The organism is Alkalicoccus halolimnae, assembly GCF_008014775.2.
In the GTDB taxonomy this organism is placed as follows: domain Bacteria; phylum Bacillota; class Bacilli; order Bacillales; family Salisediminibacteriaceae; genus Alkalicoccus; species Alkalicoccus halolimnae.
Genome location: NZ_CP144914.1, coordinates 2,193,879 through 2,209,657 on the forward strand (window position 1 = coordinate 2,193,879; position 15,779 = coordinate 2,209,657).

General features: G+C 39.7%; 18 protein-coding genes and 1 tRNA gene. 9 read left to right on the top strand and 10 right to left on the bottom strand.

Annotated features, from left to right (window positions below; genetic code table 11):
- Positions 1-180 precede the first annotated feature (180 nt).
- The gene (locus tag FTX54_RS10025; protein ID WP_147802458.1) at positions 181-852 is read right to left on the bottom strand and encodes a potassium channel family protein; all 672 of its coding nucleotides are present in this window, start codon (positions 850-852) and stop codon (positions 181-183) included.
- A gap of 173 nt (positions 853-1,025) precedes the next feature.
- Between FTX54_RS10025 and FTX54_RS10030 the strand changes: the two genes are divergently transcribed.
- On the top strand, positions 1,026-1,880 hold the full coding sequence (locus FTX54_RS10030) for a mechanosensitive ion channel family protein (protein ID WP_147802459.1): 855 nt from the start codon (positions 1,026-1,028) through the stop codon (positions 1,878-1,880).
- Between the two features lie 77 nt (positions 1,881-1,957).
- On the opposite strand, the gene FTX54_RS10035 is transcribed toward FTX54_RS10030, so the two are convergent.
- Entirely contained in the window at positions 1,958-2,302 is a 345-nt protein-coding gene (locus tag FTX54_RS10035; protein WP_246125542.1) for a helix-turn-helix domain-containing protein, read from the bottom strand.
- A gap of 985 nt (positions 2,303-3,287) precedes the next feature.
- On the opposite strand from FTX54_RS10035, the gene FTX54_RS10040 reads away from it, so the two are divergent.
- Entirely contained in the window at positions 3,288-3,455 is a 168-nt protein-coding gene (locus FTX54_RS10040) for a hypothetical protein (protein WP_187254436.1), read from the top strand.
- 90 nt (positions 3,456-3,545) lie between these two features.
- Here FTX54_RS10040 and FTX54_RS10045 read toward each other — a convergent pair whose 3' ends face one another.
- The 3 genes from FTX54_RS10045 to FTX54_RS10055 all read right to left on the bottom strand — a co-directional run bounded on the left by FTX54_RS10045 (position 3,546) and on the right by FTX54_RS10055 (position 6,679).
- Positions 3,546-4,697 (bottom strand): N-acetyldiaminopimelate deacetylase, encoded by a 1,152-nt coding sequence (locus FTX54_RS10045; RefSeq protein ID WP_147802460.1) that lies wholly within the window; start codon positions 4,695-4,697, stop codon positions 3,546-3,548.
- Position 4,698: 1 nt separating this feature from the next.
- Entirely contained in the window at positions 4,699-5,415 is a 717-nt protein-coding gene (dapD, locus tag FTX54_RS10050; RefSeq protein WP_147802461.1) for a 2,3,4,5-tetrahydropyridine-2,6-dicarboxylate N-acetyltransferase, read from the bottom strand.
- Between the two features lie 133 nt (positions 5,416-5,548).
- A complete protein-coding gene (locus FTX54_RS10055) occupies positions 5,549-6,679 on the bottom strand; it encodes a mechanosensitive ion channel family protein (RefSeq protein ID WP_147802462.1) in 1,131 nt (376 codons plus the stop codon).
- A gap of 131 nt (positions 6,680-6,810) precedes the next feature.
- On the opposite strand from FTX54_RS10055, the gene FTX54_RS10060 reads away from it, so the two are divergent.
- A complete protein-coding gene (locus FTX54_RS10060) occupies positions 6,811-7,467 on the top strand; it encodes a potassium channel family protein (protein ID WP_147802463.1) in 657 nt (218 codons plus the stop codon).
- 485 nt (positions 7,468-7,952) lie between these two features.
- Here the strand turns inward: FTX54_RS10060 and FTX54_RS10065 are convergent, their stop codons facing one another.
- The gene (locus FTX54_RS10065; protein ID WP_147802464.1) at positions 7,953-8,186 is read right to left on the bottom strand and encodes a hypothetical protein; all 234 of its coding nucleotides are present in this window, start codon (positions 8,184-8,186) and stop codon (positions 7,953-7,955) included.
- A gap of 261 nt (positions 8,187-8,447) precedes the next feature.
- Here FTX54_RS10065 and FTX54_RS10070 point away from each other — a divergent pair, with 261 nt between their 5' ends.
- From FTX54_RS10070 to FTX54_RS10080, 3 genes are all read left to right on the top strand, one after another.
- The gene (locus FTX54_RS10070) at positions 8,448-8,600 is read left to right on the top strand and encodes a BH0509 family protein (RefSeq protein ID WP_147802465.1); all 153 of its coding nucleotides are present in this window, start codon (positions 8,448-8,450) and stop codon (positions 8,598-8,600) included.
- Between the two features lie 830 nt (positions 8,601-9,430).
- Positions 9,431-9,817: a CidA/LrgA family protein gene (locus FTX54_RS10075; protein WP_147802512.1), complete on the top strand. Its 387-nt coding sequence runs from the start codon at positions 9,431-9,433 to the stop codon at positions 9,815-9,817.
- Positions 9,789-10,457, top strand: coding sequence for an LrgB family protein (locus tag FTX54_RS10080; RefSeq protein ID WP_147802467.1), 669 nt, complete (start codon positions 9,789-9,791; stop codon positions 10,455-10,457). Before FTX54_RS10075 ends, FTX54_RS10080 begins: the two co-directional genes overlap by 29 nt.
- A 246-nt stretch (positions 10,458-10,703) precedes the next feature.
- Here FTX54_RS10080 and FTX54_RS10085 read toward each other — a convergent pair.
- From FTX54_RS10085 to FTX54_RS10095, 3 genes are all read right to left on the bottom strand, one after another.
- Positions 10,704-10,778: transfer RNA gene (locus FTX54_RS10085), tRNA-Val, on the bottom strand.
- A 67-nt stretch (positions 10,779-10,845) separates the two neighbouring features.
- Positions 10,846-11,022, bottom strand: a complete 177-nt coding sequence (locus tag FTX54_RS10090; RefSeq protein WP_187254437.1) for a hypothetical protein — start codon at positions 11,020-11,022, stop codon at positions 10,846-10,848.
- A gap of 205 nt (positions 11,023-11,227) precedes the next feature.
- On the bottom strand, positions 11,228-11,788 hold the full coding sequence (locus FTX54_RS10095; protein ID WP_147802468.1) for a phosphatidylglycerophosphatase A family protein: 561 nt from the start codon (positions 11,786-11,788) through the stop codon (positions 11,228-11,230).
- A 160-nt stretch (positions 11,789-11,948) separates the two neighbouring features.
- On the opposite strand from FTX54_RS10095, the gene FTX54_RS10100 reads away from it, so the two are divergent.
- A complete protein-coding gene (locus FTX54_RS10100) occupies positions 11,949-12,464 on the top strand; it encodes a YjcG family protein (protein WP_147802469.1) in 516 nt (171 codons plus the stop codon).
- On the top strand, positions 12,461-12,892 hold the full coding sequence (locus tag FTX54_RS10105) for a GNAT family N-acetyltransferase (RefSeq protein ID WP_338484455.1): 432 nt from the start codon (positions 12,461-12,463) through the stop codon (positions 12,890-12,892). Before FTX54_RS10100 ends, FTX54_RS10105 begins: the two co-directional genes overlap by 4 nt.
- Positions 12,893-13,415: 523 nt before the next feature.
- On the opposite strand, the gene nfsA is transcribed toward FTX54_RS10105, so the two are convergent.
- The gene (nfsA, locus tag FTX54_RS10110; RefSeq protein ID WP_147802470.1) at positions 13,416-14,162 is read right to left on the bottom strand and encodes an oxygen-insensitive NADPH nitroreductase; all 747 of its coding nucleotides are present in this window, start codon (positions 14,160-14,162) and stop codon (positions 13,416-13,418) included.
- An 841-nt stretch (positions 14,163-15,003) separates the two neighbouring features.
- Between nfsA and FTX54_RS10115 the strand changes: the two genes are divergently transcribed.
- Positions 15,004-15,597, top strand: coding sequence for a hypothetical protein (locus tag FTX54_RS10115; RefSeq protein ID WP_147802471.1), 594 nt, complete (start codon positions 15,004-15,006; stop codon positions 15,595-15,597).
- Positions 15,598-15,779: the final 182 nt, after the last annotated feature.

Below are 15,779 nucleotides of genomic sequence, written 5' to 3' on the forward strand. Positions count from 1 at the left end.
TCTGAAGTTTATTTATAGGCTGCCTTGAAAATAAAACGTATAAGCGATAAACGAAAATTAGTAGTCACCGTATAATGGATGTTTTACTTTCAAGTCAGCTTATTATTAAATAATTTCCTGCGGACATGTATTGTTATGGATTAAATCTGCTTTCGATAGAGGTAAAAGCTTTCTTACTCTTTAGTCGGAATCATCATCAAACAAATCCTGTTCCATTCTTGTAATATCTCTATCCGCCCCTATAACAATTAATACGTCCCCATGTTTCAGTACATCTTCAGCTGCAGGCGATACGTTAATATCTTCCCCTCGTTTAACCGCCATAATATTGCAGCCGTATTTTGCACGAAGATCCAGATCAATAAGTGTATAGCCGTCTACTCTCGCTCCCGCTTCGATCTCTACAATACTAAATTCATCCGAGAGTTCAAGATAATCAAGTACATTTTTTGAAACGAGGTTATGAGCTATTCGTATTCCCATATCTCTCTCTGGGTGCACCACTTTATGAGCTCCTATTTTACTGAGTACTTTTTCATGATAATCGTTCTGAGCTTTAACCGTTATATGATCGACACCTATTTCCACAAGCATAAGCGTAGTTAAAATACTGGATTGTATGTTATCACCAATAGCCACTATGACATGGTCAAAATTACGAATTCCCAGACTTCGAAGGGTATTTTCATCAGTCGTATCAGCCATAACCGCATGCGTAGCTACCGAAGCATATTCATTTACCTTCTCTTCATTAACATCTATTGCTAACACTTCCATGCCGAGCTCATTTAATTCTTTTACAATACTTCCGCCAAAGCGGCCGAGACCAATCACTGCAAATTGTTTTTTCATAGTAAAGACGGCAGCCTCTCAAGCTGCCTGCCCCCTTTCGTAAACACTCTCTTCATCATAACGGAGCTGCCCTCAGCTTTCAATTATGAAAGTAAGATTATATGTTTAAGGTGAGATTTCTCTGTGGTAAACTCTTAGAGTACATAACTTACGTTTAGAAAGGAGAAAGTTTTATGCAGGAATGGATTATTGCCATTAACTGGGCAGAAATCGCTACAAAAGCAGTAACTGTAGCTGCTCAATTGGCTGGTATTTTAATTGCTTTTTTTATCGTCCGTGCTATTGGCAGGAAATTTATTGAGAAAAGTTTTAACAGAATGGGGGATCAGCGGAATATTTCAACAGGGAGAATCCGAACTCTTGAAAAGCTGGCTGTTAACGTCTTCTCTTATATATTGATATTTGTAGTTATAACCCTTATTGTCGGAGTATTCGAATACGATGTTACCGCGTTGATTGCGGGGGCTGGTATTGTCGGTCTTGCCATCGGATTTGGAGCCCAGGGATTAGTAAGTGATATCGTAACCGGCTTTTTTATCCTCCTTGAGAAACAGATTGACGTGGAGGAGTATGTTACTCTCGCCGGCCTCGATGGCATCGTAGAAGAAGTTGGATTACGAACGACAAAGTTGAGAGGTTTTGATGGAACCGTACATTTTGTTCCGAACCGGGAGATTGGCAGCCTCAGTAACCATTCCCGCTCCAATATGCAGGCTTTAGTAGATATAAGCATTGCCTACGATGAAAATATCGGAGAAGCTGTACATGTCATGCAGGCAGCCTGTGAGCGTGCAGCCTCCAAAGTAGACACAATCATTGAAGGTCCGGATGTTCTTGGTGTCCAGGGTTTGGGAGACAGTGATGTAGTAATCCGCGTATTAGCTAAAACAGTTAATATGGAGCAGTGGGGTGTCGAGAGGCTTTTAAGGAAGGAAATTAAGGAAGCTCTCGAAGAAAATGGTATTGAAATCCCATTTCCCCATCAGGTTTATATGCATAAGCAGGAAACTCAATCAGTTCACTCATAAAAATAGAGGTGCCGGACTGGGGATTCCCCAGTCCGGCACCTCTATTTTATAAATAAACTATTTTCAGACCGCAGGCATTATTTATTTTCTTTCTGCTCTTTTCGCCACTTGATAAATTCTATAACTTCTTCAAATTCTTTAAGTTCTTCTGCGGTTAAATTTAACTCATTAAGTCTATTTATCATTCCAGCATTAGATATTTCTTCGCTCGGAATATCTATACCCAGAAGTGTAATAAGATCTACTTCCAGAACTTCCGCAATTTTATTCAGAACCTTTACAGAGGGATTTTTGTTTATGTTCCTTTCTATATTGCTTAAATTAGATTTAGAAATTTCAGCTCTATCTGCCAGCTCAGTCAGTGTTAAACCTTTCTTTTTTCTATGCTTTATTATTAAATCCCCTATCAACTCCATTTTCATTATCATTACCTCTTTTATTATAGTTTGTTGATAATCAGGACTTATACTTCGCGTTTTCTCTGGATTATCAATTAAATATCTGTCCTGTCTGATCGTGCAGCTGAAATATTATTACATAACCATAACTGTTAAAACGATGATATTAAATTTCTCAATTCAAATATTTGTAATTATTGTGAAATTTCATTTTACAAGTTATAAATAATGCTGCCTTCTACAAAATTAATTTTATAAAGAACAAGATTAAGACTTATACTTTTATGATTTCAGCGGCATCGAATAAGCTTAAATTACCTGACTAACCCAGATTTTTCGACCTTTACTGTTTTGTTCAGTGCAGTCACAAAGCACCACAGTAAGAAAATAAAAATTTTTAAAATTGTTTAACTACCCGGAATAGAAAATCCTCCAATAAAAGCTTCCTGAGTTAAAAGAAACATTTTCGTTATTAAGAACATAAAAGTAGTATACTTCTTTCCTTTCTTTTATTCAATAGGATTGATAGATTATTCAAAAATAAATTAACATTTTTTCACTATAAAGATTTCTTCGCTTCTCATCCTCTCATAATCATTTTAAATATTTGCTCTGTCAATGTTTCTAACTCTTATTCGAACTTTGTGAAAACTAGGCTATATAAGACAATAACCTGCAATTACCTACAAATTCTCTGTCCAATAGTTTCTATGCCATTGTTTTTTTAAGAGGACACCTAGACTGAAATCAAAAACCAAGGGGTGCTTTCCTATTTTTCACGTTAAAGTTACTGAGTTTGAAAAAGTCCGAATTTCAGTTTTAAAAAACTTTGAATAAAGAATAAAAGTAAAAACAGCTTTAGAAGTAAAAGGGATTTCTTTCAACTATATAAATTGAACTCAATATTTATAAAGATAGAATGTATGACCTCGAAAGCGTTCTTCCCTATCGAAAGAAAAAAGGGTGTTATCATTTTTAACGGCTGACCATACCTGCAGGAAGAACAGAAATGGAAAACAGGCCGTTGGAGTGGACATGGGGCGAATCCGGGGCGAATAAGGACGAGCACCACCCCTGCCGAGCGCAGGGAGGAAGGGATCAGCTGAGGCCGGCCGCCTGGAAAGCGTCCCCATGGAAACGAAAGCGGCTGGTTACAGAAGCGGAGACTAATTATTAAGTTCAACACATATAACAAAAAAACGGACAAAAAAGTCCTCCTGTACCATACAGGAGGACTTTTAATTCAATTCAAATTATTTTTCTGGAATCAGTCAATTTCGTTTTTATTCAGACGGGATTCAAGCCATTCGATTACCCATGAAGCTCCAGGCGCAAGAACGCTTTCGTCTGGCTGGAGTCTACTTGAATGAAGCCCGTATTCACTGTTAACTCCGAGCCAGAACATGACTCCGGGTACTTCTTCGAGAAAATAGCCGAAATCTTCTCCTGTCATGGCTTTATCACATTCCTGAAATGTTATGACATCGCTGGATTCAGCTTTTTTTACGAACTGCTCCATCAGCTTCTCATCGTTGTAAACCTGACAGTAATTAGCTCCATAGTCGATCGAAGTACGACAGCGGAAAGAAGCCTCTATCCCCTTGCACATCGATTCTATACGACCTTTAACTTCTTGCATGGCTTTAACCGAAAGCGTGCGTATCGTTCCTTCTATTCTTGCTGTTTCTGCAATGATGTTCTGTTTTGTACCAGCTTCTACTTTTCCAACAGTAACTACTGCTGAATCAAGAGGTGAAACATTTCTGGAGACGATCGTTTGCAGCTGTGTAACGAAATGACTTGCGGCAACAACCATATCTTCAGTCGCGTGAGGGTAAGCAGCATGGCCGCCTTTCCCTTGAAAATCTATAAACAGCTCACTCGTATTAGCAAACAAAATACCAGGTTTTGATGCCACAGTTCCTACAGGAAATTCCGGAGCAATGTGAAGAGCATATATTTCGTCCGGACGCCGCTGCTTAAAAAGCTTTGATTTAAGCATCGGCTCGGCGCCGCCGGGTCCTTCTTCCGCAGGCTGAAAGAAAAAAACCAGATTATTTTCAGGCCTGTGTTCAGCAAAATACTCCACAGCGGCTGTGCCGATTGTCATATGAATATCGTGCCCGCATGCGTGCATCATTCCTTCATGCCGGGATTGGAATTCGTAATCTGTATTCTCTGTTACAGGCAGTCCATCCATATCTGCCCGGTAGCCTATAGTCTTCGAAGGTGCAGTACCAGCAATAAAAATAACTATTCCTGTGGACCATTTTTCTATTGTCATAAAATCTGTTTTGCTCTCTTCAAAAACAGCCAGCAGATAATTCTGGGTTTTTATTTCTTTGAAGCCCTGCTCTGGAATTTGATGAAGCGCCCGGCGGCGGGCCGCCAGGCGCTCCTGATCAACTATATGTTTCATATTATTTCTTAAGCTTCCGAAGTTCTGCTTTGATTTCTGTCTTCCCTTTTGTCTGATCGTCAATTTCTTTAATAACCCGTGCAGGAGTTCCTGCTACTACAGTATTTGGCGGAACGTCTTCCGTAACAATAGATCCGGCTGCTACGACAGCACCTTTGCCTACTGTAACCCCCTCGAGCACTACGGCATTGGCACCAACGACCACCCCATCTTCAATCGTTACTGGTTTGGCTGAAGGCGGTTCAATTACTCCAGCAAGGACAGCGCCGGCACCGATATGGCAGTTTTTACCTACAGTAGCTCTTCCACCAAGAACTACATTCATGTCGATCATAGTGCCTTCTCCAACTACAGAACCGATATTGATGGAAGCTCCCATCATAATGACAGCAGAATCCCCAATTTCCACCTGTTCTCTAATTAATGCACCAGGCTCGATTCGAGCATGGATATTTTTCAAGTCAAGAAGAGGAATCGCTGAATTTCGTCGATCATTTTCAACCACGTAATCTTCAATTTTATTTTCATTCTGCTTTAAAGCTTCTTGAATATCGCTCCACTCACCGAAAAGTACACCTGTGTTTCCTTGAATAAAAGATTTTGTTTCAGCTCCAAAATCAATATTTTCAAGTTCTCCTTTAATATGTACTTTTACCGGTGTCGACTTTTCCGCATCGGAAATGTACTGAATAATTTCATTTGCATCCATTTGTTTCATAATAATCATCCTCCCTATTGCAATTCAGATTTCATTGTATCATATTCATTGTTCCTACATAAAACAATTACGACGCTTATTTACCTGCCTTGAAATTTCTTACAAAGCCAATCAGTTAACTGAAAAAAATGTCTCACTTATAAGTAGACTCAGAAAAAATTTCATCAGCTTGTTCTACGTTTTCGTATTTTTCTTTCGAGCTCATATCAAGTGTTCTCGTAGGGAATGCAATGCTTACTCCCTCTTCTTCCAAAATCTCCATTACCTTCATGTTAATATCTTCCTTGACTTTCATATGGGCCACCCAGCCTGTTGGTATAGTAAAGAAATAAATAAAAATATCCAGACTGCTTTCATTAAAAGTATTGAACCTCACAATAATTAATTCGTTATCTACTTCTGTATGTTCATGCAGATACCTATCAATACGATCTACACACTTTCTTACTTTGGCCACAGGTGTAGAATACAAAATCCCAATGTCAAACGTAATTAATCGTTTTCTCATTTTCGTCCAGTTTTCAATAGGTTCATTAGAAAGGGTGGAATTGGGAACTACAATAACAGAATCGGCGAAAGTACGTATTTTTGTACTTCGGAAAGATATATCTTCTACAAATCCTTCAACAGAAGGAGCTTTGATCCAATCTCCGAGCGCGAAGGGTTTTTCTACAATTATAATAACTCCTCCAAAGAAATTTTTAATGGATTCCTGGGCTGCAAGGGCAAAAGCGAGGCCCCCGAGACCAAGGCCTGCTACAAATCCGGAAACATTATATTCCCATTCAGAGGCAATAATACTCAATGCCATAACCACAATAGCAAATCTCAATAGTTTAGAAACGAACGGGAGCAGAATATCATCAAATTCAATTTTCATCTTCTTGCCTACCTGCGTAAAAATCGAAGAGGTCGAAGCTGATAAATTAAACAGTCCCCAGGCTATATGGAAAATTATGAGCGTCCTAAAAACTTTATCAAAAAAATCGTGGAACGACTCGTCAAACGGGAAGTAGACCACAGCCACAAATAACCCGATAAAAACAAAGAATGAACGCATGGGCTTTTCAAATGCCAATAAAATGTTTGACAGTATTTCAACCGATGTTTTCTTAGACAAAAAGAGAATGAATCTAAATATATATTTAGTAAATATTTTTCGGAATATCAAAAACAGTAAAAATATACCTGCGGCAATACCCAGCTGCTGCCAGGTGAAAATCCGCTGGGCTTCTGTGAGGAGCTCTGGTGTTTCTTCCAACATATATCTTTACCACCCTTACTCAATATGATTACAAAATAGTCTACCTTGAAACTACCTCCGTGTAAATGCTATACTTTTCCGGACTAAACCATCCCTTTCATAAAGGGTATGGAGAAAAGAAGGTTGAACTCATGAAAAAACAATTTGCTATTATCGGTCTCGGCCGATTCGGATCCAGTATAAGCAAAGAACTATACCATATGGGACATGAAGTATTTGCTATTGATATTGATGAGAAAAAGGTGAATGCTGTCAAAGACTATGCTACTTCTACTTATGTAGGGAACGGAACGGATGAAGCCCTTCTCACAAATATAGGCATACGCAACTTTGATCATGTTATTGTGGCTATCGGTGATGATATTCAGGCAAGTATACTGACGACACTTCATGTCAAAGATTTTGATGTGCCTAACGTATGGGTTAAAGCACAAAATGACTATCACCACAAGGTACTCGAAAAAATTGGTGCCGACAGAATCTTTCACCCGGAAAAAGAAATGGGCAGCCGGATAGCAGCCTATTTAACTTCTGATACTGTATTGGACTATATTGATCTTTCTGCGGACTACAGCATAATTGAAATGCTGGCAACAAAAAAAATCGGCGGGAAAACGCTGATCAGTCTCGATCCGAGAAAGAATTACAGCTGCACGATCATTGCAATAAAAAAACAGGGTAAAGTAGATGTTACACCTGACCCTTCAGACCCTATTAAAGTTGGAGACATTTTAATACTTATAGGAGATAAACGGGATTTAAGAAGATTCCGGGAGGGCGAGCTTTAGGCAGGCTACTTGAAGAGTGAAGACATTCGTATTAATTCCGCCTCTTTCTTTTTAGTTCAGTTAAAATTCGCAGTTGATTAGTGCAGGAAACTTCGCTTCATCTCTGCCTTGGAGGAGAGTTCCAGGTGGGCTTCGCCCTGAGGGGTCTTCCAATCCCCTTCTTCCACGGGCACGTTTCCGCTTCATTTTGATTTTTAAATACAAAAAAGCCTGCTGGCTGAATCAAGAACGTTCAAAATTAGCAACCAGAGCCGTGGCAGAGACGCCTGAGTAAGGTGCGAAGATCCACCCTTCACGACCGCAGGGAGCATGAAATTAGCTGTGGCCGGCCCTGCGCCCCATGGAAACGAAAGCGCACGTTTTTCGCCTCTATACGTCATTTTCAAGTTAGCCTTATTAATAGAAGATCGAATAAAAAGAACCGGGGCTTCTTCATTCGAAGCCCCGGTTCTTTATTTAATGTTTCATACGAGAACTAAAAAATTTTATAATTTGTTAACAGCGATAGGTTCGTTCCACTCGCAGACTTCACTTTCGTCTACGGCCTCTGGATTAACTACTGCCCACTCAATTTCGTATTTATTATCTTCCTGATCGAGAGCATCTGCTTTATAAGTATCGCCGCTGCTGCTGACCTTTGGTTTTTGGATAGTCCGGTATTCGACCCCTTCTACATTTACTATAGTACTATTAGTGCTGTTTAATTCATCAAATTTCATTAGTAAATCCTCCTTTTTTCAACGATATACTCCTTTGTACCCTAATTATTTAAAGTTAAATCATAAGATCAACAGATTCCCCTTTTTAAATAACTGTGTTAAATATATATCTATCATAATAGTTATATATTTGGCTCAATTAAATGACTTAAAAATATTTAAGAATAATCTGAAAAATACAGTTGACGAATAATAATAATCTGTTATACAATACATTCATATTAAATAAACTGTATTAAAACAGATGAGGGGATGATCTTTATGAAAAGAATGGAAAGAGAAAACATGATTCAATTTTTGACGCGGGTTAATGGAATTACTTCAGAAAAATTGATGATTATGACAGATGAAGATTTGGATCATACGTATACGAGAACTTATAATACGTATGAACTGTATGAGGAACTTCTCTAATAATGCAATTTTTTCAGATCCTGCACAGTTGGTATCAAAGGCGTCAGGACAAACTTTGCCCTGACGCCTTAAGTCTGCCTGCGGGAGGTTCTTATTTTTGATCACGATGCACTGTAGAAAATACACTCTTCTTCGGGGGCACAGGACCGGCCTCAACTAATCGCTTCCGTCCTGCCGGAGATCTTCGACTCGTGACCCGGAGTGGCATCCTGTAAAGAATTCTTTTTCTTGTTTTCTTATCCTGCTGATGAAACAGCTTTCGTAAAAAACAAAGGCGCCACTTTCTTCCAGTCTACCTTGAAAATAAAGTAGGTAAGTGATGAACGTGCGCTTTCGTTTCCATGGGGGCGCAGGACCGGCCTCAGCTGATTCCGTCCTCCCTTCGGTCGAACGGAGTGGCGCTCGTCCTGCACCCCCCTGGAGTCGCTCCATGTCCACTACAGCGCCCAGTAAAAATATAGAGCAGGAGCTGCTTTCTAATAACGAAGATTCCGTTTGATAATCAATCATTCCACCTGTATAGAGGAAAGTCTTTTCCTATAGAAGGCCATTTTCATGCCTCATGGTGCAAGGTTTCTGCATAAATGTCTCTGTTAATGCTCCGTGATGTTTATGGAGTACCTGTGGCTCTTTCCCGCCTTCCAAAGAGAAAGCATGCGGCAATCCTGTCGTTCGGAAGGAGCATCACGCCTGTCTTCAAATCTTCCGTTCTGTAAAGACAGGTGCCATGCCAGAAGATCTTCAATAGATATACTGATCAAGAAGCCGCAGACGCTCTTAATACTAATACCGGATACTGTCAGCACTGTCTAATAAGGAGAGGTTTAGTTTTGACAAGTTATTTTTTTCTCGGATTTCAGTTTCTGCTTTTAGGAATAATTAATCACGTTGGATATTTCATAACTTCCTTTTTCGGTATCGGGATTCCTGGTAATGTTATGGGGATGCTTCTCCTTCTTATACTGCTTAGTACAAAAATACTTCCCCTCGCCTGGATTGAAAAAGGAGCAGCTCTTTTCGTTAAACACCTCGGACTCTTTTTTATTCCTATCTGTGTTGGAATCATAGCTGTAGAACCTTTAGGCGTCCAGCAGGCTTTATCATTTACAATAATCCTGCTGCTATCCACAAACACTGGAATTGTAATTACAGGAAGAATATACGAGAATTTTGGAAGGAGGAGAGAAAATGATAATAAACATAATCCTCTTTCTTAGTCTTACTATTATCATTTATTCAATGACAAGCAAAGTATATAAACAATGGCCGCTCCCTGCCCTTACACCAGTCTTTACAAGCACACTGCTTCTAATCGGATTTTTCACTATTGGAAATATTGAATTTCAGACTTACGAGCCGACTGTCGATGCAGTAACTTTTCTGCTCGGACCTGCTACAGTTGCACTGGCAGTGCCAGTGTATAAAAATAGAAGAATAATTATTAAACATATAAAATTATTTGTTTTCACACTTGGAATAGGTTCTCTCGTGACAATTTCTTTCACACTGCTTTTGTCACAACTTTTACTCGTAAGCGACCAATTTACTGCTGCTCTTACAGTAAAGACAGCCACTGTTCCAATAGCTTTGGAACTAGCTGCTTTACAAAATGGAGACCCGACAATGACTGCTGCTTTAGTAATGCTGACGGGACTTGTTGGAGCAATTGCCGGGCCCCGTCTTCTTACTTGGGCAAATGTCCATAATCCTGTTGCAAGGGGGATAGCGGTCGGAACTATTGCCCATGGCATCGGAACTGCTCATATGATTAATGAAGGCGAACTGCAGGGCGCTTCCGCTGCTGCTGCCATGGCAGTCACCGGAATATTTTTATCTATTTTCTTTTCAGCTGTTTAAATACTGTTTTTCCTCCCTCTATGCTACCCGGGGGTCATATAGAACCATTAACTTCAGCTTACTTTTCCAGCTGACGTTAATCTGGTCATGGCAGCAGAACTCGCTTGAAAATTCACAAACACTCTATATAAAAGCGTTAACAGCTGCTCGTGTTAATAAGAGATCGCAGACAAAAAAAGATCTCCGCTGCTGCGGAGATCCTCTGATATTAAACAGGTTATGACCCGTTCTGAAATTATGTATTTATGGTGTTCCGTACTGGATTTGAACCAGTGACCCCTTGCCTGTCAAGCAAGTGCTCTCCCGCTGAGCTAACGGAACAAATAAGTTGGCGACAAGTAGTATAATATAACAGATATGGGATGTACGTCAACTCTTTTTAGTAAATTTATTCATCATACGTATATCGGATAACGTATCGATCGTCTTTGAGCTTGCGTATTTCCACCATAGGACCTATTTCGTATCCATTTATCCAGTTATCTTCGATTTTCGCTTTTGTACAATTAGCCTGAAATTTAGTAGTAAAAATTTGCTTCCAGTATATCCATCGTGGCCGTCCCATATCCTGTCACCCCGCCGTTAAAGATAAAATCATTGTTAAAAGAATAGCATCGGCAGACTGATTTATCAAGCGCCACGATTCAAATAGAATTGTTTAAATAGGGCTTAACAGCAAAGGCAGAAACCCGGTCCGGACTTTTGAAAACCGGCTTTGGTTAAGATATTTACAACCTGCATAAGGAATCTGCCCTTCCCATGTTTCATTTTTAAGCCATACGTTCCTCCTGATCACGATGATCGATTTCTGCCTGATCAAGCTGATCTTCCCGATCTCTCAGTCTGTGAGCAAGACGACTGGAAGCATTAGCAGCGATACTGCATATTAAATCATCAAGAAACGTATGAACCGAACCTCCAGATTTTGAATCCAGTTCTTTAATAATTCCTGTTTTCTCTTTATCAAGATAACCAAAGGTTGTAACAGCAATACTTCCATAGCCGAATACGGAACCAATGGCTATTGTTTCGTCCACCCCGAATAATCCTTCATCAGATTCGACAATCGACTGCAGGGGTTCAGACAATTGTTTTTTCTCTGCAAGTTTATCCAATTCGATGCCTACAAGTACGGCATGATGAATCTCGCGTTTCTCCAACACAGCATCTACACTTTCAATACATTCCTCCTTGGACAATGAACCATTATAAGGAGCCTGCATCTCATAGACGATTTGTGCTATATCTTCAATGTTAATTCCTCGTTCTTTTAACAAGTCGCGCGCTGCGGTTTCTACTACGTGCGATTTAATCGGTGCCTTTTTTGCCATGATTATCACTCCTCGTATTTCCATTTTAACATATGTAACAGAATTGTCCGACTTTCACTAATGAAGAATTTATCTGAATTTGGAAAAGGTATTTTGTAAAAACGGCAAAAATGTATTATGATAAAAGCAAATAGGTAAGTTAACAAGGAGGTCAATTCAGATGAAGTACGGCATTGCAGTTTTTCCATCCAAAAAGCTTCAGGATATAGCGAATTCGTACCGGAAACGCTATGACATTAAATACTCCATGATCCCGCCTCACTTAACCCTTAAAGATCCTTTTGACATAAACGAAGGTGAATTAGAAGAAATGGTTGAGGAAATTCGTAATACCGCCAAAGAATGCCAGCCTTTTAAGCTTCACGTTTATAAATACAGCAGTTTTTATCCTGTGACGAATACTTTATACATGAAAGTTTCTGAAAATAAAGAACTGCTTGAGCTTCAGGAAAAACTCGATCAAGGTCCTTTACAAAAAAAACGTGAGCATCCATTTATTCCTCATATTACGATTGGACAGGAAATGAACTATGACGAACTTTCAGATGTGTTTGGACGTCTAAAGCTTGAATCTATTGAACATGAAGAAATGGTTGACCGTTTCTCCCTCCTTTATCAGCTTGATAACGGTGCCTGGACTGTACATGAAACTTTCTTACTGGGAAATGATGCATGATGATGGATGTTCGTATAGCATTGAGTGAAACGGAACGAGCGGATGTATATAAAATCCGGCGTTCTGTTTTTATTGACGAGCAGGGGGTCCCTGAATCAGTCGAAATTGATGATAAAGAAGAACAATCCATCCATTTTATTTTTTATAAAGAAAGTCAGCCTGTTGGAGCAGCCCGGTTAAGGTTGATTGATCAAGCGGCAAAAGCGGAAAGAGTCTGCATATTATCCAGTGAAAGAAGCAGTGGACTCGGTCGTTTATTGATGGATAAAATGGAAGAAACAGCGAAACAGCGGGGGGCAGAAGTAATGAGATTAAATGCTCAAACTCATGCAGAGGCATTTTATCTTGCAATTGGCTATACGACAGTTTCTTCCTCTCCTTTTCTGGATGCCGGTATTGAACATGTTACGATGGAAAAACGTCTTTAATTTATTTGCGTTTTTAAACAGAAAGCTGCCTTGAAAATAAAGTAGATAAGCTATGAGCGGGCGCTTTTGTTTCCATGGCGACGCTTTCCGGGCGGGCCGGACTCAGCTCATTCCGTAAAACCGGGGCCAAGGCGATTTTTCGAGTCGCCTGCGGAAAAAGAAAGCGGAAAGATCCCCCCCGACGTCAGGGAATCCGTATGCTTTCTCCGCGGCAGGCGGAAGAGCTGCAGCCCCTCCAATAACAAAACGGAGCTTTAGCAGAGCCAAACAGAAAGAATTTTCAGGAGGCTGTATAACCCAAAAAAAGCTGCTATTTACAGCAGCTTTTTTTGGGTTATTTTTATTAAACACATTATTCGTATATCGTGTTTCGTCATTCTACTGCACTTATCGTGTATTTGCTTCCCTTCTACCATTAGTTTCTTGAGCTCAGTTTACCCCGCAGCTATAAGGATATAATAGGATTTCATTCTGCAGTTTGAGAATACATTTTAATCATTGCTGAAACAGCTGGCTCATTAAACTAATTAACACCGTACCCTTTCTGTCTTAAAAATGATTTCATATGTTTCCGTTTGACAGAAGAAAGCATGGATACCATCTGTTCTGTCCAGCGGTCGGTTCTTTCTCCGTTGGTTCGTTCTTCGTAATAAGAAGAAATGATATTATTGTACTTTTCGAGCTGCTCTTTTTGAAATTCATCATCCGGATACGTCTCCTCAAAATAAACAGCTTCTTTAGGAAGACGGGGTTTTTTGGAAGGGTCAGCATCTGGAATCCCTACACACATACCGAAGACGGGAATAACATGGTCCGGGAGATGAAGTTCTTTTGAAACTTCTTCAATATTATTTCTGATACCACCGATGTAACAGATCCCCAGACCTAAAGACTCTGCAGCAACCGCGCAGTTTTGAGCGGCAAGTGTGGCATCCGTAATACCAACTATCATTTTTTCAGCAGATTCGACCGCGGCTTTAACTTGCACTGCTTCCATCTCCCCTGCTATTTCATGACGATGAAAATCAGCACAAAAAACGAAAAAATGCCCGTTTTCAGCTACATAGTTTTGTTCCCCTGCTAATTCTGCCAATCGCCTTTTCCTTTGCTCATCCTTAATCCCAATAATAGAATAAGCCTGTATAAAACTGGATGTAGATGCCATTTGTGCTGCTTCTACAAGCTTCATAATTACTTCCTCAGAAATGGGTTCTTCTTTAAACTTTCTTACTGACCGATGATTCAGGAGCATTTCAATTGTCTGGTTCACTTTTATCAAGTCCTCTCTATCAGTATCCGTTTTATTGTAGCATTTGTGTGACGAAGCATCGACATTTGTATCTTTTTTAAATGAATCTTGTCATAATGAAAGGATAAGCTTATGTAAAGGTGTGAAAATGATGGAATTAATTAAAAAAGGAATCATACTCATTCTATTGATAGGAGCAGGCGGCCTTGTGATTGCCTACACCATTTTGTCCATTTTATCTGTTGTAAATGCAGCTTGAAGCCGCCTCTTCCTATTGAAAAGCTGTGTTAAGTCCAGTGTTGATAAATGTAGAATACTCCGCTTCAGCTCTGCCGTAGAGGAGATTTTCGGGTGGACTATAGTGCCCTCCGGGATCTCCCGGCCCCCTTCTTCTCCGGGCGCGTTTCCGCTTCATTTTGACTTTAAATACAGAAAGTCCACTTTCTGAACGAAGAATGTACAAAGGTAGAAACCAGCCCCAGTCAGAAACGTCTCAGGCAGGTGAACAGATCGCTCCGCCCTCCATTCCAGAAGAAGAATTCATCTAAAAAAGTCGTTAAGAGCCCCCTTATGTGAAGAAAACAGCTGGTAACGAAAGCGGGAAATGAAAATAGTCATCCCACTGTTTTATAGCCACGTAAAATCATGTGAATACTACTGGATATACTCATCACGGCAAAAAAACGGCTGAAGTCTTTTCATGTCATAAATATACTTTTGAGCCTTCTGTTCGTTATAAAGTAATAAATACTACCTTTCATTTGAAATTATGGTAAAATAAAAGCAAATAAAAACCTCTTTTTCATTTATTCAAAAACAACCATTCTCCTTTTTTATCAAATTATGACGGGAGTTGCCTGGTATGTTAAAACGAACAATTATCGTATCTCATTCATTGTTTCTTATTACTTCCTGCAGCTTTAATGATCCGTCTGATGAAAGTGTGGCAGCAACAAAGAAAACAAATATTGGAGAGCAAAATGATGCATCAGCTCTTGATATTGAGGGTTTTGAGCTTCTTGTTACACATTTTTATAACAGTGATTTGGAAACATCTACCTCAGGTCCCGTTTCCCTGCATATTGAAAAAGCTATGGTTTCCAGCGGGGCATTTAAAGGAGAACTTTTTGAAATGTTTAAGGAGGAAAGTGTGGATTATATTCAAGTTGATGTATGGATTGAAAATACTTCGAACGAAGATATCACTTTCTATGCAGACTCCCCTGTTATCGCATTAAATACCGGTGAACAGCTTAATCCTGAATATTTGCTGTCCGACATTATAGATACGACTATGCTTGCTCACACTAAACGTCATGCCTCGCTGATTTTTATATTTGATTTCTCTGAAGTTAGTGAGATCGAATCTGTACGAATTAAATGGGAAGCTCCCTATCAAGAAGACACGATGGATGAACTAGGAGAGGAAATTGACACAACGATAGTATTTTATTAAAGACACGATATTTTCAGAAGTGCATCTGCTTTTATTTTCAGGGTCTGTTGATGATTTGCTTTTCTGAAAAGCCTTATAGCAGGCGATCAAGAACGAACCCCACGCCGCTGCCCGACGGAAGAGAGGAAGGAATGCTGAGGCCCGTCCTTCACCCCATGGAAACGAAAGCGCACGTTAATTGC

Coding starts and splice junctions, on each gene's coding strand:
- FTX54_RS10105 (WP_338484455.1), top strand. CDS start 12,461: ATGATGATGGATGTTCGTATAGCATTGAGTGAAACGGAACGAGCGGAT.
- FTX54_RS10100 (WP_147802469.1), top strand. CDS start 11,949: ATGAAGTACGGCATTGCAGTTTTTCCATCCAAAAAGCTTCAGGATATA.
- FTX54_RS10045 (WP_147802460.1), bottom strand. CDS start 4,697: ATGAAACATATAGTTGATCAGGAGCGCCTGGCGGCCCGCCGCCGGGCG.
- FTX54_RS10090 (WP_187254437.1), bottom strand. CDS start 11,022: ATGGGACGGCCACGATGGATATACTGGAAGCAAATTTTTACTACTAAA.
- FTX54_RS10080 (WP_147802467.1), top strand. CDS start 9,789: ATGATAATAAACATAATCCTCTTTCTTAGTCTTACTATTATCATTTAT.
- FTX54_RS10060 (WP_147802463.1), top strand. CDS start 6,811: ATGAAAAAACAATTTGCTATTATCGGTCTCGGCCGATTCGGATCCAGT.
- FTX54_RS10070 (WP_147802465.1), top strand. CDS start 8,448: ATGAAAAGAATGGAAAGAGAAAACATGATTCAATTTTTGACGCGGGTT.
- FTX54_RS10115 (WP_147802471.1), top strand. CDS start 15,004: ATGTTAAAACGAACAATTATCGTATCTCATTCATTGTTTCTTATTACT.
- FTX54_RS10025 (WP_147802458.1), bottom strand. CDS start 852: ATGAAAAAACAATTTGCAGTGATTGGTCTCGGCCGCTTTGGCGGAAGT.
- FTX54_RS10035 (WP_246125542.1), bottom strand. CDS start 2,302: ATGAAAATGGAGTTGATAGGGGATTTAATAATAAAGCATAGAAAAAAG.
- dapD (WP_147802461.1), bottom strand. CDS start 5,415: ATGAAACAAATGGATGCAAATGAAATTATTCAGTACATTTCCGATGCG.
- FTX54_RS10095 (WP_147802468.1), bottom strand. CDS start 11,788: ATGGCAAAAAAGGCACCGATTAAATCGCACGTAGTAGAAACCGCAGCG.
- FTX54_RS10055 (WP_147802462.1), bottom strand. CDS start 6,679: ATGTTGGAAGAAACACCAGAGCTCCTCACAGAAGCCCAGCGGATTTTC.
- FTX54_RS10030 (WP_147802459.1), top strand. CDS start 1,026: ATGCAGGAATGGATTATTGCCATTAACTGGGCAGAAATCGCTACAAAA.
- FTX54_RS10065 (WP_147802464.1), bottom strand. CDS start 8,186: ATGAAATTTGATGAATTAAACAGCACTAATAGTACTATAGTAAATGTA.
- FTX54_RS10040 (WP_187254436.1), top strand. CDS start 3,288: ATGGAAAACAGGCCGTTGGAGTGGACATGGGGCGAATCCGGGGCGAAT.